19 protein-coding genes are annotated in these 20,905 nt (G+C 57.6%); 16 read left to right on the top strand and 3 right to left on the bottom strand.

Annotation, left to right across the window (positions count from 1 at the left end):
* Complete coding sequence (locus AACY26_RS06915) at positions 1-1,506, top strand: tripartite tricarboxylate transporter permease (protein WP_339512341.1); 1,506 nt, start codon at positions 1-3, stop codon at positions 1,504-1,506.
* Between the two features lie 155 nt (positions 1,507-1,661).
* Here the strand turns inward: AACY26_RS06915 and AACY26_RS06910 are convergent, their stop codons facing one another.
* Positions 1,662-3,383, bottom strand: coding sequence for an FAD-dependent oxidoreductase (locus tag AACY26_RS06910; protein ID WP_339512339.1), 1,722 nt, complete (start codon positions 3,381-3,383; stop codon positions 1,662-1,664).
* A gap of 251 nt (positions 3,384-3,634) precedes the next feature.
* Here AACY26_RS06910 and AACY26_RS06905 point away from each other — a divergent pair, with 251 nt between their 5' ends.
* The 15 genes from AACY26_RS06905 to pcaC all read left to right on the top strand — a co-directional run bounded on the left by AACY26_RS06905 (position 3,635) and on the right by pcaC (position 18,064).
* Positions 3,635-4,414 carry an IclR family transcriptional regulator gene (locus AACY26_RS06905; RefSeq protein ID WP_339512337.1) on the top strand — a complete coding sequence of 260 codons (780 nt, stop codon included), beginning with the start codon at positions 3,635-3,637 and terminating at the stop codon, positions 4,412-4,414.
* Positions 4,415-4,569: 155 nt separating this feature from the next.
* Positions 4,570-5,619, top strand: coding sequence for a Gfo/Idh/MocA family protein (locus AACY26_RS06900; RefSeq protein WP_339512335.1), 1,050 nt, complete (start codon positions 4,570-4,572; stop codon positions 5,617-5,619).
* Positions 5,620-5,651: 32 nt separating this feature from the next.
* On the top strand, positions 5,652-6,479 hold the full coding sequence (locus tag AACY26_RS06895) for a sugar phosphate isomerase/epimerase family protein (protein ID WP_339512333.1): 828 nt from the start codon (positions 5,652-5,654) through the stop codon (positions 6,477-6,479).
* Positions 6,480-6,609: 130 nt separating this feature from the next.
* A complete protein-coding gene (gene pcaH, locus AACY26_RS06890; RefSeq protein WP_339512331.1) occupies positions 6,610-7,326 on the top strand; it encodes a protocatechuate 3,4-dioxygenase subunit beta in 717 nt (238 codons plus the stop codon).
* Positions 7,327-7,337: 11 nt separating this feature from the next.
* Positions 7,338-7,943, top strand: coding sequence for a protocatechuate 3,4-dioxygenase subunit alpha (gene pcaG, locus AACY26_RS06885; protein ID WP_339512329.1), 606 nt, complete (start codon positions 7,338-7,340; stop codon positions 7,941-7,943).
* 22 nt (positions 7,944-7,965) lie between these two features.
* Entirely contained in the window at positions 7,966-8,982 is a 1,017-nt protein-coding gene (gene zapE / locus AACY26_RS06880; RefSeq protein ID WP_339512327.1) for a cell division protein ZapE, read from the top strand.
* 10 nt (positions 8,983-8,992) lie between these two features.
* Positions 8,993-9,934, top strand: a complete 942-nt coding sequence (locus AACY26_RS06875) for an AEC family transporter (RefSeq protein ID WP_339512325.1) — start codon at positions 8,993-8,995, stop codon at positions 9,932-9,934.
* A gap of 99 nt (positions 9,935-10,033) precedes the next feature.
* Positions 10,034-10,876: an IclR family transcriptional regulator gene (locus AACY26_RS06870; RefSeq protein WP_339512323.1), complete on the top strand. Its 843-nt coding sequence runs from the start codon at positions 10,034-10,036 to the stop codon at positions 10,874-10,876.
* 172 nt (positions 10,877-11,048) lie between these two features.
* Complete coding sequence (locus AACY26_RS06865) at positions 11,049-12,395, top strand: MFS transporter (protein WP_339512321.1); 1,347 nt, start codon at positions 11,049-11,051, stop codon at positions 12,393-12,395.
* Positions 12,396-12,549: 154 nt separating this feature from the next.
* Positions 12,550-13,401: a CoA transferase subunit A gene (locus AACY26_RS06860; protein ID WP_339512319.1), complete on the top strand. Its 852-nt coding sequence runs from the start codon at positions 12,550-12,552 to the stop codon at positions 13,399-13,401.
* A complete protein-coding gene (locus tag AACY26_RS06855; protein WP_339512317.1) occupies positions 13,401-14,183 on the top strand; it encodes a CoA-transferase subunit beta in 783 nt (260 codons plus the stop codon). The genes AACY26_RS06860 and AACY26_RS06855 overlap by 1 nt, the downstream gene beginning before the upstream one ends.
* Positions 14,180-15,385 (top strand): 3-oxoadipyl-CoA thiolase, encoded by a 1,206-nt coding sequence (gene pcaF / locus AACY26_RS06850; RefSeq protein WP_339512315.1) that lies wholly within the window; start codon positions 14,180-14,182, stop codon positions 15,383-15,385. The genes AACY26_RS06855 and pcaF overlap by 4 nt, the downstream gene beginning before the upstream one ends.
* Before the next feature lie 109 nt (positions 15,386-15,494).
* On the top strand, positions 15,495-16,856 hold the full coding sequence (locus AACY26_RS06845; protein WP_339512313.1) for a 3-carboxy-cis,cis-muconate cycloisomerase: 1,362 nt from the start codon (positions 15,495-15,497) through the stop codon (positions 16,854-16,856).
* A gap of 9 nt (positions 16,857-16,865) precedes the next feature.
* Complete coding sequence (gene pcaD / locus AACY26_RS06840; RefSeq protein WP_339512311.1) at positions 16,866-17,654, top strand: 3-oxoadipate enol-lactonase; 789 nt, start codon at positions 16,866-16,868, stop codon at positions 17,652-17,654.
* Positions 17,655-17,668: 14 nt separating this feature from the next.
* Complete coding sequence (pcaC, locus tag AACY26_RS06835; RefSeq protein WP_339512309.1) at positions 17,669-18,064, top strand: 4-carboxymuconolactone decarboxylase; 396 nt, start codon at positions 17,669-17,671, stop codon at positions 18,062-18,064.
* Between the two features lie 88 nt (positions 18,065-18,152).
* On the opposite strand, the gene AACY26_RS06830 is transcribed toward pcaC, so the two are convergent.
* Both AACY26_RS06830 and AACY26_RS06825 read right to left on the bottom strand, forming a co-directional pair.
* Positions 18,153-18,986, bottom strand: a complete 834-nt coding sequence (locus AACY26_RS06830; protein WP_339512306.1) for an aldo/keto reductase — start codon at positions 18,984-18,986, stop codon at positions 18,153-18,155.
* 392 nt (positions 18,987-19,378) lie between these two features.
* Positions 19,379-20,623, bottom strand: coding sequence for an OprD family porin (locus AACY26_RS06825; RefSeq protein ID WP_339512304.1), 1,245 nt, complete (start codon positions 20,621-20,623; stop codon positions 19,379-19,381).
* Positions 20,624-20,905: the final 282 nt, after the last annotated feature.

Genomic DNA, 20,905 nt, shown 5'->3' with positions numbered 1-20,905 from the left:
ATGACTGATACCTTTTCGTTCTTGACCATGGCCTGGGCTGATCCCCAGTTGCTGATGCTCACCGCATTGGGCACCTTCGCCGGTATCTATATCGGCGCCATGCCTGGGCTTTCTGTGACCATGGCGGTGTCCTTGCTGGTTTCGTTTACCTTCTCCTGGGAGGTCAATGATGCCTTGGCACTGATTGTCGGGATCTTTGTCGGCGGGGTCTATGGCGGTTCGCGCGCCTCGATTTTGCTCAACATGCCTGGCACCCCGGCAGCGGTCGCAACCTCGTTTGATGGTTATCCGCTGGCCAAGCTCGGCGAAGCGGGGCGGGCAATCGGGCTGACTACCGTAATGTCGGTTATCGGTGGCTTGATTAGTGTGCTGGTACTGGCGCTGGTTGCGCCCTATCTGTCTGAGTTTGCGCTGCAGTTCGCCCCGCGTGACTACTTTTTGATTGCGGTGCTGGGCTTGTTGCTGGTCGGCAGCCTGGCCACCAATTCGTTGGCTAAAGGTGTGTTTGCCGCTGCGCTTGGCGTGCTGATCAGCCTGGTTGGCATGGACCCGGTTACTGCCCAAGGTCGCTTCACCATGGGCAACATGGACCTGCTTGGCGGGATCAATTATGTCGCGGTAATGATTGGCTTGTTTGGCGTGTCCGAGGCGCTGTATCAACTGCACAATTTAAAGCAGGTGCCGGTGCGCCAGGATGTCAGCAAAATTGTTCCGCCGCTGCGACTGGTGCTGAAGTTCTTGCCCTTGTCGATTCGTACATCCTTGATTGGGGTGTTGGTTGGTGCTCTACCGGGCGCCGGCGGTGATATCGCAGCACTGTTTGCCTATGACCATGCCAAGCGCACGGTGAAGAACCCGTCACGACCATTTGGCGAGGGGGCTTACGAAGGGTTGGTTGCGCCGGAAACAGCCAATAGCGCAGCGGTGGGCGGCGCCTATATGCCGATGCTTACCCTGGGTATGCCGGGTGATGCCGTGACGGCGGTGATCCTCGGCGCATTGGTGATTCACGGAATTAATCCTGGCCCGCTGATGATGGTGGAAAACCCTCATATCTTCTGGTTCACCGTAGGCAACCTGGCTTTGGCCAATATCTTCCTGCTGGTGTTCGGTCTGATGGGCGTCAAGCTGTTTGCCAAGGTCGTCGAGTTGCCGAAGTCTATCCTGGTACCGGTGATCTTAGTGCTTTGCGTGGTCGGCACCTACTCGATCAACAGCAATATGAGTGACGTGACCTGGATGCTCGGTTTTGGCTTCTTTGGCTACATGCTGAAACTCTTTGGTTTCCAGATGGGGCCGGTAATCCTCGGCGTAATCCTGGGACCGCTGATGGATACCTCCTATCGCCAGGCAATGTCGGCGGTTGCTGATAGCCCGGTGGCATTGTTCTACGAAATGGTCGGCAATCCTTTGTCGCTGGTTTTGTGCTCGGTATTGATTCTGCTATTGCTGAGCCGCGTGCCTGGGGTCAAGCGACTCTTTACACGCAGCACGGCGGCCGCCTAGTTCACTTGGCCGGTGTTGGTGGACAAGCTTCGCGTTGTCACACCCTACGGATGGTGTTTGTCCCGTAGGGAGGACAGCGCTTTTCTGTCCGCCATTTGCAGCGCGACGCATGGCCGCTGTCGGTTCTCGGTGAACAGGCTTCGTCTTGTCGCACCCTACGGGGCGATGCCTGCAACGTGGCGTGCGGCGATGTAGCCGAACGTCATTGCCGGGCCCAGGTTAATGCCGCCAGATGGATAGAAGCCGCCCATGATGCTGGCCATGTCTGAACCTGCGGCATATAAGCCGGTAATTGGCTGGCCATGGGCATTGAGTACAGCGGCATTGGCATCGGTTTGCAGGCCGGCGAAGGTGCCAAAGCAGCCTGGCTGAACCTTGACTGCGTAGAACGGGCCCTGTTCGATCGGCGCTACACAAGGGTTGGCGCCGTGGTGCAGTGTATCGCCATTCTTACGATTAAAAGCGGTACTGCCGCGGCCAAACTCTGGGTCTTCACCCTTGCGCGCGGCTTGATTAAAACCTTTCACCGTCTGCTCCAATCCTTGTGCATCAATGCCGCAAGCCACAGCCAGTTGCGCAAGGGTCTCGCCGCGCTTTAGGTAACCGCTGCGCACATGCGGGCCCACCGGCAAGGGGGCCGGACGGGCAAAGCCCAGGCCATAACGGCGCTGAAAACGATGGTCGCAGATCAGCCATGAGCAAAGCTCCTGATTCGCTGGCACCTGCTCGATCATCGCCGAAACGTAGTCGTAATAGCCATGTGCTTCGTTGACGAAGCGCCTGCCGTTTTGCAGCACGCCGATAATGCCCGGCTTGCCGCGCTCGATAATATGCGGGAAGTGGCCAAACCGACCGTTGCGATACGGAACCTTAGACACCGGCGCCCACGCCACGGGAGACTGAAGGTCGGTGCGTACTTGGCCACCAACTGCCTCCGCCAGCCGCAAGCCATCGCCAGTGCACGACTGAGGCGGCAAGGCCAAGTGCTCGTGCTCGGGGCGGGGGAACAGGGCCTGACGTCTTGCTGGATCATGGGCAAAGCCACCCGTGGCAAGGAGCACGGCGCGCGCATGAACTGTGCGTTGATTCGTTTGACAGTCGAGCACGGCTCCGCAGACGCGTCCTTGTTCGGTTAACAGGCGCACGGCGGGTGCCGACTCAATCAATTGCACGCCCAGGTCCTTCGCGGATCTGGCCAGCCTGGCAACCAGAGCCACACCATTGACCAAATGCATGGCCCGGCCATAACGGGCGAGATGATAAAGATGGCGAGTAAAACGCTTGCTCACGTGCAACAAGGCCTTGGCCGAGCGGGTCATCGACAGGAACGCTGCCAGGTCAGCACCCGCCATAATCGGCATGCCCATAAAAGACGTCTCGGCCATGGTTTTGCGCAAGCGTGGCAGCAGGTCCAGCACTGCCGTGGCGTCGTATGGCGCAGCAATCAACTGATGACCGCCGCTGGCGGCGCCCGGTGTGTTGCCATGCATATCGGGAATTGCATTGCCTTCGGCAAATTGCAGCGCGGTATGTTGCTCGAAGAACTCAACCATCGATGGACAGGCGTTGAGGAAGGCGTCGATTCGCTCGGCATCGAATTGCTCGCCCAATTCGTGTTGCAGATAGGTGCGTGGTTGTTCGATGGATTCGTTGATGCCGGCGCGACGTGCAAGCGGGTTGCGCGGCAGCCACATCCAGCCACCGGACCAAGCTGTCGCGCCGCCGAACACCTCGTCTTTTTCCGCGACTATCACTTTCAAGCCATGCCAGGCTGCGGTCACTGCTGCCGCAAGGCCAGCAGCCCCAGAGCCAACGACCAACAGGTCGCACTGTAAATCCGTGGATTTGGGAGACGGCGATTCAGCTGTATGGGGCATGGCGCAGAGGTCTCGTACTGTTATTGTAAAAAATGGAACTGTGTTCCATATTGTATTTTGCTCAATCAGAATCGCCAAGCAACAATTGCCGCCGATGATCATTTGCGCGTCGATTGGTGGTGCAGACCATGCACTGCGCCTGGGTTCATAAGGTGGAGCTTGATTGCCGGGGTAACCAAAAACCTGCCTGTTTCCCAGTCTTGAACTATCCCGTTAGAATCCTCGCCCACATCAGCATGGATTTCAGCACTATGGCCGGCAGTCAGATCGAACGCGCACTCAGTCTTCTGGAGAGCCTTACGCAGGAGCCGCAGGGCTTGCAAATGCAAAGCCTGGCTGACGATTTGAATATCCCGAAAAGTGCGACTCATCGCATGCTGGCTGAACTGATACGGTTGGGCTATGTGAGGCAGAATCCCGATAGCAGCCGTTACCAGTTGTCGACCAAGCTGGTGGCGCTGGGGTTTCGCTATTTGTCCAACGCCGGGAGCGATATTGTTCAGTCGATTCTCGATCGATTGGCCGAGGAGTGCGGCGAACTGGTGCGCCTAGGAGTGATTGATAACGAGCGCCTGACCTGGATCGCCAAGGCCCAAGGCGCAAAGGGCGGGCTGCGCTACGACCCGGATATGGGGCGCGATGCGCCTTTGCTGTACACCGCGTCCGGGCATGCCTGGTTGGCGAGTATGGATGACGCATCCGCCCTGGCTTTGGTGGAGTCGCAGGGGCCGGTGCTCGATCCGCAGCAATTGGGCGTCAATGCACCGCGCAACACGACAGACTTGCTTGCCCGCTTGGAGGTTGCACGCCAATACGGCTATGCCTGGGTCGAGCAAAGCTCTGCCGTCGGCACCTCGGCGATGGCCGTGGTGGTGAAAAGCCCTGCTGATGGGCGCAGTATTGGTGTGTTGAGTATCGCCGGGCCGAGCGCGCGCCTGACCGAGCCACGCATGCATGAGTTGGCAAGCTTGCTGCTCAAGTCTGCCGAGGAGTTATCTGGCGCGAGTCCAGCCTCGGAACTGTTCAGTTGATGCAAAGGCCGCTATAGCGGCCTTAATTTTGTCTGCAGCCTTTCATTATCCGATGGTCAGTTAGTGTCATGCCGTGCTTTTGCATGCTTGATTTAAAAGTGGAACTAGGTTCTAAATAATAAAAGGACTTTCCACAACGGACCGGAGGATCGACATTGACCAACCCACTTCGTATCGCCCTGATCGGCGCAGGCTCCATGGGCCAGCAGCACCTTGAGCACCTGGACCCAATGGATCAGGCGCAGCTCTGTGCGATTTCCGATCCCAATCCGCAGGCCTTCGAAATTGCCAATGCGCGCGGTATTCCTTACTTTGCCGATCATCAAGTGATGCTGGCCGAGGCAAAACCGCAAGCGGCGATCATTGCCAACCCCAACAACCTGCATGTGCAAACAGCAATTGACTGCCTCAACGCCGGTGTTGCCGTTCTGCTTGAGAAACCGGTCGGTGTTCAGCTGGATGAAGTGCGTGAACTGGTGAGGGTTTCGCAAACCACTGGCGTTGCGGTATTGGTGGGGCATCATCGTCGGCATAACCCGCTGATTGCCAAGGCCAGGCAGATGCTTGACGAAGGCGCGCTGGGGCAGCTGACATCAGTGACCGCCTTGTGGCAACTGCGTAAACCCGACGACTATTTTGAAATTCCGTGGCGCCGTGAGCCGGGCGCTGGGATGCTGCTGACCAACCTGATTCATGATCTCGACTTGCTGCGCCATCTGTGCGGCGAAGTGCAGTCGGTGCAGGCCGTGACCAGTAACCAGACGCGTGGCTTGCCCAATGAAGATAACGTCGCTGTGTTGTTGCAGTTTGCCAATGGCGCCTTGGGCAGCCTGACCGGTTCCGATGCGGTCGTCGCGCCTTGGAGCTGGGAGTTGAGTTCTGGTGAGAACCCGATTTATCCGCAGCAGGCGGATCAACCTTGTTATCTGCTTGCCGGGACACAGGGCGCATTGAGCCTGCCCCAGCTCAAGCACTGGCATTACGCTACAGCCGACGCTGGTTGGCATCATCCTTTGTTGGCCGATGTGCAGCCCTACGCCGATGCCGAGGCGCTGACCCGCCAGCTTGAGCACTTTGTCCAGGTCGCACGGGGTCAAGCTGAGCCCATGGTGAGCGCCGCAGATGCAGGTCGCACCCTGGCCTTGATCGAAGCCATACGCCAAGCCGCCGAAACAGGGCGGGCCTGCACGCCTGCACAGATCTGAGATCAAGCCCCAAGCGGCTACAGGACCCGTTGATGAGCGAACAACTATTTTCCCTTGCTGCGCTGACCGTGCTTGAGCTGTCGCCCCCTGATATGGTGGAGGTCGCTGCCCGAGCAGGTTACAGCCACGTCGGCTTGCGTTTGCTGCCGGCTACCGCTGAAGAACAGCATTTTGCGTTGATGACTGATGCAGGGCTGCGACGCCAGACTCAACAGCGTTTGCACGACACCGGTATTGGCGTGCTGGATGTTGAAATATTGCGGCTAAAGCCAGATAGCCGGGTGGCAGACATGCGCTGCCTGCTTGAAGTCGGTGCCGAGTTTTCAGCCAGCGAATTGTTGGTGGCCGCTAATGATCCGGATGAAGCCCGGTTAACTGATAATTTTGCCGAGCTGTGCGATTTGGCCAAATCCTATGGCCTGCACCCGCATCTGGAGTTCATGCCCTGGACCGATGCCCGTGATCTCGATCAAGCGCTGCGCATTGTCGAGGCGGCAGGGCGGAGTAATGGCTGCGTGTTGGTTGATGCGTTTCACTTTGACCGGTCGGCCTCAAGTCTTGGGCAACTTGCTCAGGTTGATCCTGCTCGCATGCGCTATGCCCAGTTGTGCGACGTGCTTGGCCCGCGGCCGGATGACATGACTGAAGTCCTGCGTCAGGCGCGTAGCGAGCGACGCTTCCCAGGTGAGGGGGATTGCGACCTGCATGGTTTGCTCAATGCATTGCCAGCGCAGATTCCACTCAGCCTGGAGGTGCCCGTTAAGCAGCCGGGCATCAGTGCGTTGCAGCGTGCACAAATGGCCCTTGCAGCAAGTAAAAGGTTATTGGCCGAGCGGGGGCGTTTGAAACTATCTGAATAGGTAACCCATAACCATTTGGTTATGCATGGCGTTTATCTTTTCAATATCCATCCAGGGGATTGTGCAGGAGACTTGCCGTTGGCCGGTGTAGGCCAGCAAGTCTCATCCATTCTAATAAGAGGATATCGATATGTCTGATGCGCAGAGCCGCTTTGTCATTCGAGACCGTAATTGGCACCCAAAGGCGCTGACGCCTGACTATAAAACTTCGATTGCACGTTCACCGCGTCAGGCACTGGTGAGTATTCCTCAATCCATTTCAGAGACGACTGGCCCGGATTTCTCACACCTGAGGCTGGGCGAGCATGACAACGACTTGCTGCTCAATTTCAATAACGGCGGTTTGCCTGTGGGCGAGCGCATTATCGTGGCTGGTCGGGTGATTGATCAGTACGGCAAGCCAGTCCCGCACACCTTGGTTGAGATGTGGCAGGCCAACGCCGGTGGCCGCTACCGGCATATGAACGACCGTTACCTGGCGCCGCTTGATCCTAATTTTGGTGGCGTAGGCCGTGCCCTGACCAATCACGACGGTTACTACAGCTTCCGCACGGTCAAGCCCGGCCCTTATCCATGGCGCAACGGCCCGAATGACTGGCGTCCAGCGCATATTCACTTTTCCATCAGTGGCCCGGCCATTTCAACGCGCTTGATTACCCAGCTGTATTTTGAGGGCGACCCGCTGATTCCGATGTGTCCGATTGTTAAGTCGATCGCCAATCCTGATGCGGTGCAAAGCCTTATCGCCAAGCTTGATATGAGTGCAGCCAATCCGATGGATTGCCTGGCTTATCGCTTCGATATCGTGCTGCGCGGGCAGCGTCAGACTCATTTTGAAAATCGCTGAGGGGAATTGTCATGCCTATCGAATTGCTAGCCGAAACCCCTTCACAAACCGCTGGCCCTTATGTGCATATTGGTTTGGCCTTGGCCGCTGCAGGCAACCCGGCGCGGCCCCAGGAAATCTGGAACCAGATGGCTAAACCCGAGGCGCCGGGCGAACACATCCTGTTGATTGGCAATGTCCATGACGGCAACGGTCACTTGGTCAAAGACTCGTTTCTGGAGTTTTGGCAGGCTGATCATCAAGGCCGCTACGACAGCGACTACGACCTGGAGAAGCCCTTTAATTGCTTTGGTCGTACCGCCACCACCTTTGAAACCGGCGGCTGGACGCTACACACCATCAAGCCGGGTGTAGTGAATAATGCGGCAGGTGTGCCCATGGCGCCGCATATCAATATTTCCCTGTTCGCCCGGGGGATCAATATTCACCTGCAAACCCGTTTGTATTTCTCTGATGAAGCAGAAGCCAACGCGGCAGACCCGGTGCTTAACCTGATCGAGCAACCGCAGCGACGTGAGACTTTAGTCGCCCAGCGCTGTGAAGTGGATGGCAAACTGGCTTATCGGTTTGATATCACCATTCAGGGCGAGGGAGAGACGGTGTTCTTTGACTTCTAGCGAGCGCTTGCCGGAGCAGCTCGTGCGTGCGCATTTTACGACGCTGCTCAGTGACAAAGGCTTTAGCGCCGATCCTGCACAACAGCTAGCCATTGACCGTCTCGGTCAGTGGCTTTCGGCATTTCTGGCACCGCGTTCGCGGTGGTCAACTAAACCTATCGCCGGGGTTTATCTGTGGGGCGGGGTGGGGCGCGGCAAAAGCTTTGTGATGGATGCGTTCTTTACTGCTGCGCCCTTGGAAGACAAGCGTCGAGTGCATTTCCATGCGTTCTTGCAGGAGTTGCAACAACGCATGCTGGCGTATAACGGCCAAAGCGACCCTTTAGTCCGGGTGGCGGGTGACATCGCCAAGAGCGTGCGCTTGCTCTGTTTTGATGAGTTTCACGTACACGATATTGGCGATGCGATGCTGCTCGGGCGCCTGCTCAAGGCATTGGTTGAAAAGGGCGTGGGCGTGGTATGCACTTCCAACTATGCGCCTCAAGGCTTGTGTCCCAATCCGCTGTATCGTGAGCGCTTCAAGCCAGCAATCAGTTTGCTTGAACAGCGCTTTGCGGTTGTGCAGCTTGACGGCGGAACCGACTACCGCCAGCGCGCAGGTTATTGTTGGGGTGAATACATCTGGCCGGTCAAGGAATCCAGCGCTGTGCTTGGCAAGCGCCTGGCGTTTAGCGAGAGCGTTGAATATGACCGCGAAATAACCCTTAATCATCACCCGCTAAAACTGCGCGCCAGGGAGGCTGGGATGCTCTGGCTGGATTTCGGCGAGCTGTGTCGACAACCCCGCTCCAGCGCGGACTTTCTCTGGCTCTGCGACCAGTATCGACAATTGGCGGTGGCTGGCGTGCCTTGCCTGGATGCCGAGGGCATTGATGTACAGCAGCGCTTTCTTAACTTTATTGATATTGCTTACGACAGCGGCGTGCAGCTCTTTCTAGGCTGTGAGGCTGGCTTGGATGATCTGTGCCAGCCGGGCAGTCATGTTGATTTCTCACGTACACGCAGCCGTTTACAGCAACTCTGCCAACTGAAGTATTGAGTTCATCATTATGTTGCAGATCCTGGGCATCACCGCGCCGATTTTTCTGATTATCGGCCTTGGCTTTATCGCCACTCGCCTGCAATGGATCAGCCGCGAGCAAGTGGCTGGGATGGGGCGTTTTGTTATTAGCTTTGCGTTGCCAGCGCTGGTGTTCAAGGCACTGGTCGAGCGGCCGCTGGACGAGGTGTTCGAGCGCAATTACCTGCTGGCATACGGCCTGGCCTCGCTGCTGGTATTTGCGCTGGGCTTTGCCATTTCACGGCGCGTACGCGGTGATGGTTTCAGCGCCAGCGCGATCAGTGCCGTGGGCATGTCCATGTCCAACAGTGGCTTTATTGGTTATCCGATTGCCGCCTTGGTGGTCGGTGAGGCCGCTGCAGTCGGGTTGGCAATGGGCGTGTTGATCGAAAACCTGCTGATGCTGCCGCTCGCTTTTGCCTTGGCTGAGGTGGGTGAAAGCCAAGGTTTGGGCCTGCGTGCAACTGCCGTTGCTACCGGCAAGCGGCTGCTGAGTAACCCCATAATTATTGCGATTTGCCTGGGGTTGCTGGTCGCGCTGCTGGGCCTGCATGTGCCTGAGATACCGATGCGGGCGGTGGAGATGCTGGCTCAGTCTTCTGCGCCGGTGGCCTTGTTTGTGATTGGAGGCAGCCTGGTAGGGATGCGTGTTGGTGGCATGGTCACCGATGTGCTGCAGATCAGTTTGGGCAAGCTGATTTTGCACCCGCTGGCAGTGTTGCTGTGCTTCAGTTTTCTACCCGTTACTGACCCAAGCTTGCGCGTGGCCGGCGTGTTGTTTGCCTGTGCGCCGATGATGAGCATTTACCCCATAGTCGGCCAGCGCTTTGGCTTGCAAGGGCGCTGCGCGGCTGCCTTGGTTGGTGCGACGTTGCTGTCGTTTGTGACCTACAGCCTGTTTATCGGCTGGCTCGCCGGGCCACACCTGTGAATGCAATGTGCGGTAAATGTCAGTGAGCCAGGATTGCGATTATCGCGCGTTGGTTCGATAATCGCGCAAGGGCTTGAATGTCAATAAAGGAAAACTGCAATGAGCGATGAGCAACGCCAACCGCTGTCAACTCTGGCGCCGCCTATTGTGGTATCGCCAGCCAAACGGATTGAAGCCCTGACCGGCGACCCTAATTTTATGACCTCGCTGGCCCGTGGTTTAGCAGTGGTTCATGCATTCCAAGAGCGCAAGCGCCATCTGACCATTGCCCAGATCAGCCACCGTACCGAGATTCCCCGCGCGGCGGTACGGCGCTGCCTGCATACCCTGATCAAGCTTGGCTATGCCACCACCGATGGGCGCACTTATTCGTTGCTGCCCAAGGTGCTGACGCTTGGCCATGCCTATTTGTCTTCAACGCCGCTGGCGGTGACGGCTCAGCCGATACTCGACAGGATCAGCGAGCAGTTGCATGAAGCCTGCTCCATGGCCAGCCTGGAAGGGGATGAAATCCTCTACATCGCCCGTTCGGCTACACCGCAGCGCTTGATTTCAGTTGATCTCAGCGTCGGCAGCCGTTTGCCTGCGTATTGCACATCAATGGGCCGGATTCTGCTGGCGGGGTTGGATAACCTGACGCTTGATGAATACCTTGAACACGCCGACCTGCAGATCAAGACCAGCCGCACTCTGCACACGCCGGAGGCGCTGCGCGAAAATATCGAGCAGATCCGCCAGCAAGGCTGGGTGATCATTGATCAAGAGCTGGAGATTGGCCTGCGTTCGATCGCCGTACCGCTGAAAGACTCGGCGGGCCAGGTGCTGGCCGCATTGAACGTCGGGACCCATGTCAGCCGTACCAGCCGCCAGGAGTTGGAAAGCCGTTTTCTGCCGGTGCTGCTCGAAGCGAGTAAAGAATTGAGTACCCGTTTGTTTCATTGACCAGCCCTTGTGCGCAGGGCTTTATGGCAAGTCGCATGCTGATGTTCAGAGGGGTAGACCAAAGTCTATTTCTGATCGTTAATCGAACGCTGAATCGATTATCGTATTGAGCGGTTCAGGGTGGACGCTTAAGTTGCAGGTGCAGTTTTCTTCACCACAATAAGAGACCACCATGACCGCCATAACCTCCACGACTGCTGCCAGCCTGGATGTGCAATCGTTTATCAATGCCCAGCCTCTATCGCGCTATCAATGGCGCGTCATGATTCTGTGTTTCCTGATTGTTTTTCTCGATGGCCTGGACACCGCCGCCATGGGCTTCATTGCCCCGGCGTTGACCCAGGATTGGGGGATTGATCGCGCCAGCCTCGGCCCGGTGATGAGCGCTGCCTTGATTGGCATGGTGTTCGGCGCCTTGGGTTCCGGCCCGCTGGCTGACCGCTATGGACGCAAAGTCGTCTTGGTGGTCGCGGTATTCCTCTTTGGCTTGTTCAGCCTGTTGTCTGCATTCAGTGGCAATGTCGACCAGCTTGTCGTGCTGCGTTTTCTGACCGGACTGGGGCTGGGTGCGGCAATGCCCAATGCAACGACGCTGCTGTCTGAATACACCCCTGAGCGTCTCAAGTCGCTGCTGGTCACCAGCATGTTCTGCGGCTTTAACCTGGGCATGGCGTGCGGCGGTTTTGTCTCTGCAGCACTGATTCCGGCATACGGCTGGCACAGCTTGTTGTTGATCGGTGGTGTGCTGCCGTTGGCACTGTCACTGGTGTTGCTGGTGCGTCTACCCGAATCCGCGCGGTTCTTGGTGGTGCGCAATCGTGGGGCAGACAAGGTGCGTAAAGTCCTTGAGCCCATTGCGCCAGCCGCTATGCAAGGTATCAGCGCATTCACGGTTCCTGAGCAGAAAACCGTGCAAAGCCGCAACGTGCTCAAGGTGGTTTTCTCGGGCACCTACAGCACCGGCACGCTGTTGCTGTGGCTGACTTACTTCATGGGCCTGGTGATTGTTTACCTGCTCACCAGTTGGTTGCCGACGTTGATGCGCGACAGCGGCGCCAGCATGGAGCAAGCGGCGTTTATCGGGGCCTTGTTCCAGTTTGGCGGGGTACTCAGTGCCGTTGCCGTTGGCTGGGCGATGGATCGTTTCAATCCACATAAGGTCATTGGTGGGTTTTACCTGTTCGCGGGCGTATTTGCCTATCTGGTCGGGCAAAGCCTCGGTCAGGTCACCTTGCTGGCCACCTTGGTATTGCTGGCCGGGATGTGCGTCAACGGTGCGCAATCGGCCATGCCCTCGCTGGCTGCACGTTTTTACCCAACCCAGGGACGCGCAACCGGTGTGTCCTGGATGCTTGGCATTGGTCGTTTCGGCGCCATTTTGGGTGCCTGGATGGGGGCGACCTTGCTTGGCCTGGGCTGGAACTTCGAGCAGGTCTTGACTGCACTTGTGGTGCCTGCAGCTATCGCCACGGCGGCGGTGGTTATCAAGGGGTTGGTCAGTCACGCAGATGCAACCTAGCTGCAAGCGACGTGCGATGCCCGTGGCTTGGGAATCGCATGTATTGAGTGTTGTTCGATAATCGAACGGATAGTCGATTATCGGATTGTTTGGCCTGCGTCGGCAGAGTACTTTTTACCCACACGACTGTCCCGTCTACCAATCGAGACTTACCATGGCTGACATTATTTCTTTAAGCGAAGCCGTCCAACGCTTCGTCAACGATGGCGACACTGTTGCCCTCGAAGGTTTTACCCATCTTATTCCGACTGCTGCTGCCCACGAACTGATTCGCCAGGACAAGAAAGACCTGACGTTGGTGCGCATGACGCCGGATCTGGTCTATGACCTGTTGATCGGTGCTGGTTGCGCAAAAAAACTGATTTTCTCCTGGGGCGGCAATCCGGGCGTTGGCTCGTTGCACCGTCTGCGCGACGCGGTCGAGAAGGGCTGGCCGCAACCGCTTGAGATTGAAGAGCACAGCCACGCGGCCATGGCCAATGCCTATGTGTCTGGCGCCTCGGGTTTGCCATTTGCTGTGCTGCGTGGCTATCAAGGTTCGGACCTGGCCAAGGTCAACCCGCGCATCAAGTTCATCGATTGCCCCTTTACCGGTGAAACCCTGGCAGCGGTGCCAAGCGTGCGTCCTGATGTAACCGTGATCCATGCGCAAAAGGCCGACCGCAAAGGCAATGTGCTGATTCAAGGCATCCTTGGCGTACAGAAAGAAGCGGCGCTGGCGGCCAAGCATTGCATTGTGACCGTTGAGGAAATTGTCGATGACCTGCAAGCGCCAATGAATGCCTGCGTATTGCCAACCTGGGCAATAGCCGCCGTTTGCCTGGTTCCTGGCGGGGCGCATCCATCCTATGCACACGGCTACTACGAGCGCGACAACCGCTTCTATCAAGCTTGGGACCCTATCGCCCGTGACCGGGAAACCTTCACTGCCTGGATTGATGAATACATCCGTGGCACTGCGGATTTTGCCGAGTACAAAGCGAAAGTGAACGGGGAGAACAAGTGATGACTGACTTCACAACCAATGAAATGATGACCGTCGCTGCAGCACGTCGCCTGGGTAATGGCAGCGTTTGCTTTGTCGGTATCGGCTTGCCTTCCAAGGCCGCCAACCTCGCACGCCTGACCCATGCGCCAGAAGTGGTGCTGATCTATGAATCCGGTCCTATCGGCGCCAAGCCCAGTGTATTGCCGCTGTCGATTGGTGATGGCGAGTTGGCTGAAACCGCTGACACCGTGGTGCCGACGGGCGAAATCTTTCGCTACTGGCTGCAAGGCGGACGGATCGACGTCGGTTTCCTGGGCGCGGCGCAGGTCGACAAGTACGGCAACATCAACACCACGGTGATCGGTGATTACCAGCAGCCCAAGGTTCGTCTACCGGGTGCTGGCGGCGCACCGGAAATCGCAGGCTCGGCGAAGAAAGTGCTGATCATCCTCAAGCAAGGCCATCGCACCTTTGTTGAGAAACTGGCCTTTATTACCTCTGTTGGTCATGGCGAAGGCGGCGATCATCGCAAGCGCCTCGGGTTGCCGGGCGAAGGGCCGGTGGCGATCATTACCGACCTGTGCATCATGGAGCCGGAAGCAGGCAGCAATGAGTTTATCGTCACCTCCATGCACCCGGGTGTGACGCGCGAGCAGGTGATTGAAAACACGGGTTGGCAAATTCGCTTTGCCGAAACCGTGACCACAACTCAAGCGCCTAAATTTGAAGAATTGACTGCGTTGCGCGATCTCGAAGCCCGTACCGCCGCTGCTCACGGCCAGGCCGGGGGTGACGAATGAGCCGCGAAGTCTTTATCTGCGATGCCGTGCGTACGCCTATTGGTCGCCTCAATGGCGGCCTGTCAGCAGTGCGTGCCGATGACTTGGCCGCCATCCCTTTGCGTGCCCTGATCGAGCGCAATCCTCAGGTGGATTGGAGCGCTCTTGATGAAGTCTTCATGGGTTGCGCCAACCAGTCTGGTGAAGACAACCGCAACGTTGCGCGCATGGCATTGTTGCTCGCCGGTCTTCCTGAAACAGTGCCGGGGGTAACGCTCAATCGCCTGTGCGCCTCGGGGCTGGATGCGGTGGGCTCAGCGTTCCGCGCCATTGCCTTGGGTGAAATGGAGCTGGCAATTGCCGCGGGCGTTGAGTCGATGACGCGTGCGCCTTATGTCATGGGCAAGGCCGACAGCGCTTTTGGCCGTGGTCAGAAAATCGAAGACACGACCATGGGCTGGCGCTTTGTTAACCCCTTGATGAAAGAACAGTATGGCGTCGATGCCATGCCAGTCACTGCTGATAATGTCGCCGCTGACTATGCTGTGAGCCGCGCTGATCAGGATGCATTTGCCCTGCGCAGTCAGCAACGTGCAGCCGCTGCCCAGGCGAGCGGTTATTACGCCGAGGAAATCGTCCCGGTGGTGATTAAGACCCGTAAGGGCGAAACCGTTGTCGATACCGACGAGCATCCACGCGCCGACAGTAACGCCGAAACCATGGCCAAGCTCAAGCCAGTCAATGGTGCGGACAAGACTGTCACCGCAGGCAATGCTTCGGGCTTGAACGATGGCGCCTCGGCAATCATTCTGGCCTCGGCTGAGGCTGTACAAAAGTACGGTCTCAAGCCGCGTGCGAAAGTACTTGGCATGGCCAGCGCTGGTGTGGCGCCGCGAGTGATGGGTATTGGCCCTGTGCCTGCCGTGCGCAAATTGCTGGCGCGTTTGAATCTGGATATCAATGCTTTCGATGTGATCGAACTCAACGAAGCCTTCGCCGCCCAGGGGCTGGCGGTGACTCGTGAACTGGGTTTGGCCGATGACTGCGCCAAGGTCAACCCCAACGGTGGTGCCATCGCCCTTGGTCATCCGCTGGGCATGAGCGGCAATCGGTTGGTCCTCACAGCCGTTCACCAGCTTGAGAAAACCGGTGGCAAGCTGGGGCTGGCGACCATGTGCGTAGGTGTTGGCCAAGGCCTGGCGCTGGCTATCGAGCGGGTTTGACTGGCCAAGGTCAGTCGCAAGGATTTGTGCGAGCTGCGAATCCGCTACTGGCCTCGGCTCGTACACTGCTATAAAACAACCACTCATTCCAAGATTCTGGAGCGCCGGCTTGAACTGCCCGAGCAATCAACTTTTCGATGCCTACTTCACCCAGCCAGCCATGCGCGCAATCTTTTGCGATCAGGGCCGGGTGCAAGGCATGCTTGATTTTGAAGCAGCGCTGGCCCGTGCCGAAGCGCGAGTTGGCCTGATCCCCACAACTGCCGTTGGCCCGATTGAGACCGCGTGCAGTGCCGAGCACTTTGATTTTCCGGCTCTGGCGCAAGCCATCACAGTCGCAGGTAATTCAGCGATTCCGCTGGTCAAGGCGTTAGGTAAGCGCATTGCCAGTGAAAGCGCCGAGGCTGAGCGCTATGTACATCTGGGCGCGACCAGCCAGGATGTGATGGACACGGGGCTGGTCTTGCAACTGCGCGCTGCCATTGAGTTGCTTGAGCAAGACTTGCAGCGTTTGGCCGATGGGCTGGCGCAGCAGGCCGAGCGCCACGCGGATACGCCAATTGCCGGGCGCACCTGGCTGCAACATGCAACGCCGGTCACCCTGGGCATGAAGTTGGCGGGGATGCTCGGTGCTATTACGCGTCACCGTCAGCGCTTGCTTGAGCTCAAACCACGCTTGCTGTGCCTGCAGTTTGGTGGTGCGTCCGGCAGTTTGGCGGCACTGGGCGAGCAAGCCTGGCCCGTCAGCGAGGCCTTGGCTGATGAGCTGAAGCTGAGCCTGCCGGATCAACCTTGGCACACCCAGCGTGATCGGCTGGTCGAGTTTGCCAGCTGGTTGGGCATGCTGGCCGGAAGCCTGGGCAAATTGGGCCGCGACCTGAGCCTGTTGATGCAAACCGAGGCGGGTGAACTGTTCGAGCCTGCCGCGCCGGGCAAGGGTGGCTCATCAACCATGCCGCACAAACGCAATCCGGTCAGTGCCGCCGTGTTGATTGCTGCCGCCACGCGAGCACCGGGCCTGGTTTCCACCATGCTCTCGGCCATGCCGCAGGAGCACGAACGCAGCCTGGGTTTGTGGCACGCCGAGTGGGAATGCCTGCCGGAACTTTGCTGTCTGGTTTCCGGGGCGTTGCAACAAGCCTTGCTGGTGGTGCCGGGGTTGGAGGTACAGGCTGCGCGCATGCGCGAAAACCTCGACCTGACACAAGGGCTGGTGCTTGCCGAAGCCGTCAGCATTGCCCTTGCCCAGCGCATGGGTCGTGATGCGGCCCATCATCTGCTCGAACATTGTTGTCGCGAGGCAGTCGCGCAAGGCGTGCATCTGCGCGCAGTGCTTGGCGCGAACCCTGAAGTCACTGCGCAATTATCCGCTGCCGAGCTTGATCGCTTGCTGGACCCAGCTTTTTATCTCGGTCAGGCAAGGCGCTGGGTTGAGCGCGCATTGGCTGAACATCAAAATTTCTGCGAATAGAGGCCTCTGATGTCTGTTGTGCAACTTGCCGATGGCGAACTGAATTACGTGTTAGAAGGTCCGGCTGATGCGCCGGTACTGGTGCTGTCCAACTCATTGGGTACCGACCTGCACATGTGGGATGCACAGATGCCCGCATTTACCGAGCACTTTCGTGTGCTGCGCTATGACACCCGTGGCCATGGCAAATCACTGGTGAGCAAAGGGCCGTACAGCATCGAGCAAAATGGCCGGGATGTGCTTGCGCTGCTCGACGCCTTGGATATCCAGAAAGCGGCATTCTGTGGCTTGTCCATGGGCGGCTTGATTGGCCAGTGGCTGGCAATTAACGCTCCGCAGCGCCTGAGTAAAGTGGTGGTTTGCAATACCGCTGCGAAAATCGGTTCGCCAGACATCTGGAACCCACGGATTGAAACCGTCCTGCGCGACGGCGCCGCGGCCATGGCCGCGTTGCGTGATGCATCAATTTCTCGTTGGTTTACCGAAGGTTTTGCCGCAAGCCAACCGGCCAAGGTCGAACCTATAGTCGGCATGCTCGCACAAACTTCGCCTGAAGGTTACGCCGCCAATTGTGCAGCGGTCCGTGATGCGGATTTCCGTGAGCAGATTGCGACGATCGCATTACCGGTTCTGGTGGTGTGCGGCACCCATGATGCGGTGACAACACCCGCCGATGGGCAATTTATGACGTCTAAAATTGCAGGCGCGCAGCAGGTTGAATTCCATGCCGCGCACCTGTCGAATGTCGAGGCGGGTGAACTGTTCAGCCAGCGCGTGCTGGATTTTTTGCTGGCTTGATCGGAGTGAATACGATGGACGAAAAACAACGCTATGAAGCAGGCATGCAGGTGCGTCGCGCGGTTCTGGGTGACGCTCATGTTGATCGCAGCCTGGAAAAAATGACGCCCTTTAATGAAGAGTTCCAGGAGATGATTACCCGTCACGCCTGGGGTGATATCTGGACCCGTCCCGGCCTGCCGCGCCACACCCGCAGCCTGATTACCATCGCCATGCTGATCGGGATGAACCGCGAAGGTGAACTGAAACTGCATCTCAAGGCTGCGAAAAACAACGGCGTGACCCGTGATGAGATCAAGGAAGTGCTGATGCAGAGCGCGATCTATTGTGGCATTCCTGCGGCCAATGCCACCTTCCATCTGGCGGAGGAGGTGTGGGACGAGATGGGTGTCGAGTCGCTACAGGATTGAGATCGCGGCCTTAACCCTACTTGCCGCAAACACCGATCGAACAAAGCCAGCGATGCGTGCTGGCTTTGTTGTATGTGCGATCAGTCGTTCAACTATCCCATTGCGGTGCAAAGTCCGGGTTTACCACGCGTAGGTTCTTCGGCAGCTGGGCGAGCAGGGCAAGGTCGTCGGCGTCCAGGCGCAGATCCAGGGCTTGTAGGTTGCTGAGCTGATTGGCTTTGCCGCTGGCCTTGGGGATCGCGGCGACATTGTCTTGGGCCAACAGCCATTGCAGGACAACCTGGCTCGGTAGCACGGCATGCTTGTCCGCCACTTGTTGCACCTGCGCAGCTTCTGCAGCCTTGCCGCGGGCCAGTGGCGTGTAGGCGGTCAGTGCCATGTCGTGCTGACGAACGAAATCGAGCAGCGGTTGCTGGTCGAGCATCAGGTGGTATTCGACCTGCAGCGCGGCCAGGGGGGCGCCCAGTTCATCGACTGCACGGCGCAGCATTGGCAAGGTGAAGTTGGCTACGCCTATATGCTTGGCTTTGCCACTTTGTTGAAGTTCAACCAGGGTTTCGATGCTTTGCTCCAGACTCCAGTCTTTACCGCCATTGCCGGGCCAGTGAATCAGGAACAGGTCTACATAATCGCTTTGCAGGGCTTTCAAGCTGTTGTCGAGTGATTGGCGCATGGCCTGGGGTTGCAGCTTGTCCCACCAGACTTTGGTAGTCACATGTATCTGCTCGCGCGGTGTGCTTGAACGAGCCAGTGCCGTGCCGACCGCTGCTTCGTTGTTGTAGCCGGTGGCCGTATCAATATGCCGGTAGCCCAGTTCGATTGCCTGCTCGACGGCGCGGCTGCATTCTTCATCGAGCATTGGCCATGTTCCCAGGCCAAGTTTGGGCAACTGCAATTGTTGACGAGTGGTGATTGACTGCATATCTATTCTCCAAGTCGAACGGGCTATTGATCTTACAACTGTTGCTGATGGCGTCGGCAAAACAGACAGGCCGTTCAGGCAATCTGCGGTCGATAAACGGACACCCGAATACGGATAAAAAAGCCCAGCGCGAAGCTGGGCTAAAAGTCACTGGAGCAAGCAGGGTGAAGCGTTGAAAATACCGGGCTGTTACCAATGTACAGCCCGGTCGGAGCGCAGTAGTTTTTCAGCGGTTCGGAACCTTCTGAAAAAGGTAGCGAGCGACGAGAGTACAAGGCAAAAAACTGTGAAAAAGCGGAGTTTACGAGCTGTAAATGAGCATTTTGAGCAGTTTTTTAACGCAGCATGGGCTGCCCCAGTAATATCGAGCGCAGTAGTTTTTCAGAGGTTCCTTAGAGGATGTCCAGCGGATAGTTAATGATAATCCGGTTCTCATCCATGTCGCGCATGGCGAAGTTCTGGCGCAGGGTCGAGTTGCGCCATTTCATGTTCAATGCCTTGAGCGCACCGCTTTGAATGGTGTAGGCCAGCTCGGTTTCGCGGCCCCATTCCTTGCCGTCGTTGGTGGTCGCGGTATGTACATTGTCGCCGCTGATGTAGCGGTTCATCAGGGTCAGGCCGGGAATGCCTAGCCCCGCGAAGTTGAAGTCATGGCGCACTTGCCATGAACGTTCCTGGGCGTTGTCGTAGCTGTTGTTGAAGCTGTCGTTGGCCAGGGTGCCGCCGCTGGTGCCATTGACGCGCATCCAGTTGTTGTCGCCCGTGAGCTTTTGCAGGCCGATATAAAAGGTGTTGCTGGCGTACTTGGCGGAGAACAACCCGGAGATGGTTTTGTTGTCGAGGTCGCCGGCCAGCGCACTGCCGTCTTCCTTGCCGATGAAGTAGCCGATATTGGCGCCAAGCACCCAGTCGCCCACTGGCTGGCTGTGTTGCAGGTTGAAATATTGCTGTTGGTAAACATCTTCCAGTTCGGCGTACCAAACGCCTACTTGGGTGCGTTTGTCATTGAATGCGTATTCGCCGCCGGCAAAGTTGAAGCGGTCGGAAAACGCGCCGCCATAGCTCATGTCGTCCATGCTCGCGCTGTCACGCGGGCTGTTCTGGCGGAACTGGCCACCGTAGAGATTCAAACCATCGATTTCCTTGGATGTCAGTTGCGCACCTTCAAAGGTTTGCGGCAGCGAGCGGCCATCATCGGAGCGCAGAATGGGCAGCACGGGCATCCATTCACCGACCTTCAATTCGGTGTTGGAGATCTTCGCCTTGGCGGCGACTGCAAGGCGTCCGAAGTCGTCCGATGGTCCGTCTGGATGAACCGGCAGCAGCGCCGTTCCGTCTGTACCATTACCGCCATCAAGCTTGATGGCCAACATGCCTAATGTGTCGAGTCCGAACCCCACGGTGCCTTCGGTGAAGCCAGATTGTGCGTTGAGAATAAAGGCCTGGGTCCATTCTTCGCCGTAGTTTTGAGGCGCGTTTGAGTCGACGAAGTTGCGGTTGATGTAGAAGTTACGCAGGTTGGTGGAAACCTTGGCGTCTTCGACGAAGCCGGCCCCATGAGAGAGCAATGGCAAGCTGGCACTGGATACGGCAATTGCCAGGGTTGCAGGCAGAATGCGAAGGCGGTTAGCAGTCATGTGTATTTCCTTGTTTTATTGTTTTAGGTGCGTATGCATGGGCTCATGCGATGGACGAGCGCAGTTAAGCCACTTCGCTGGGTGAACAGCGCAGGGCGGGTTGTGTGGCGGATATAAGTTGCGTGCGCGAGCGGCTGAACAGCAGTCGCAGCGTCAGGCGTCTAGATTTGCTAGCGCGTCAGGGGCATGCGCCCTGCATGGCTCGGTCGGTGTTAAATCGGGTGTCAGCGCAAAGAGCGCTGTGCGCCTTGGCAATGCTGCGCAGGGAGGTGGGACCGTTAG

The organism is Pseudomonas sp. RL_15y_Pfl2_60, from assembly GCF_963970595.1.
Taxonomy (GTDB): Bacteria; Pseudomonadota; Gammaproteobacteria; order Pseudomonadales; family Pseudomonadaceae; genus Aquipseudomonas.
Note: the sequence above shows the minus strand (reverse complement) of the source record. Positions and strands in the feature narration are given on the sequence as shown.

Coding starts and splice junctions, on each gene's coding strand:
- AACY26_RS06915 (WP_339512341.1), top strand. CDS start 1: ATGACTGATACCTTTTCGTTCTTGACCATGGCCTGGGCTGATCCCCAG.
- AACY26_RS06910 (WP_339512339.1), bottom strand. CDS start 3,383: ATGCCCCATACAGCTGAATCGCCGTCTCCCAAATCCACGGATTTACAG.
- AACY26_RS06905 (WP_339512337.1), top strand. CDS start 3,635: ATGGCCGGCAGTCAGATCGAACGCGCACTCAGTCTTCTGGAGAGCCTT.
- AACY26_RS06895 (WP_339512333.1), top strand. CDS start 5,652: ATGAGCGAACAACTATTTTCCCTTGCTGCGCTGACCGTGCTTGAGCTG.
- pcaH (WP_339512331.1), top strand. CDS start 6,610: ATGTCTGATGCGCAGAGCCGCTTTGTCATTCGAGACCGTAATTGGCAC.
- pcaG (WP_339512329.1), top strand. CDS start 7,338: ATGCCTATCGAATTGCTAGCCGAAACCCCTTCACAAACCGCTGGCCCT.
- AACY26_RS06875 (WP_339512325.1), top strand. CDS start 8,993: ATGTTGCAGATCCTGGGCATCACCGCGCCGATTTTTCTGATTATCGGC.
- AACY26_RS06870 (WP_339512323.1), top strand. CDS start 10,034: ATGAGCGATGAGCAACGCCAACCGCTGTCAACTCTGGCGCCGCCTATT.
- AACY26_RS06865 (WP_339512321.1), top strand. CDS start 11,049: ATGACCGCCATAACCTCCACGACTGCTGCCAGCCTGGATGTGCAATCG.
- AACY26_RS06860 (WP_339512319.1), top strand. CDS start 12,550: ATGGCTGACATTATTTCTTTAAGCGAAGCCGTCCAACGCTTCGTCAAC.
- AACY26_RS06855 (WP_339512317.1), top strand. CDS start 13,401: ATGACTGACTTCACAACCAATGAAATGATGACCGTCGCTGCAGCACGT.
- pcaF (WP_339512315.1), top strand. CDS start 14,180: ATGAGCCGCGAAGTCTTTATCTGCGATGCCGTGCGTACGCCTATTGGT.
- pcaD (WP_339512311.1), top strand. CDS start 16,866: ATGTCTGTTGTGCAACTTGCCGATGGCGAACTGAATTACGTGTTAGAA.
- pcaC (WP_339512309.1), top strand. CDS start 17,669: ATGGACGAAAAACAACGCTATGAAGCAGGCATGCAGGTGCGTCGCGCG.
- AACY26_RS06830 (WP_339512306.1), bottom strand. CDS start 18,986: ATGCAGTCAATCACCACTCGTCAACAATTGCAGTTGCCCAAACTTGGC.
- AACY26_RS06825 (WP_339512304.1), bottom strand. CDS start 20,623: ATGACTGCTAACCGCCTTCGCATTCTGCCTGCAACCCTGGCAATTGCC.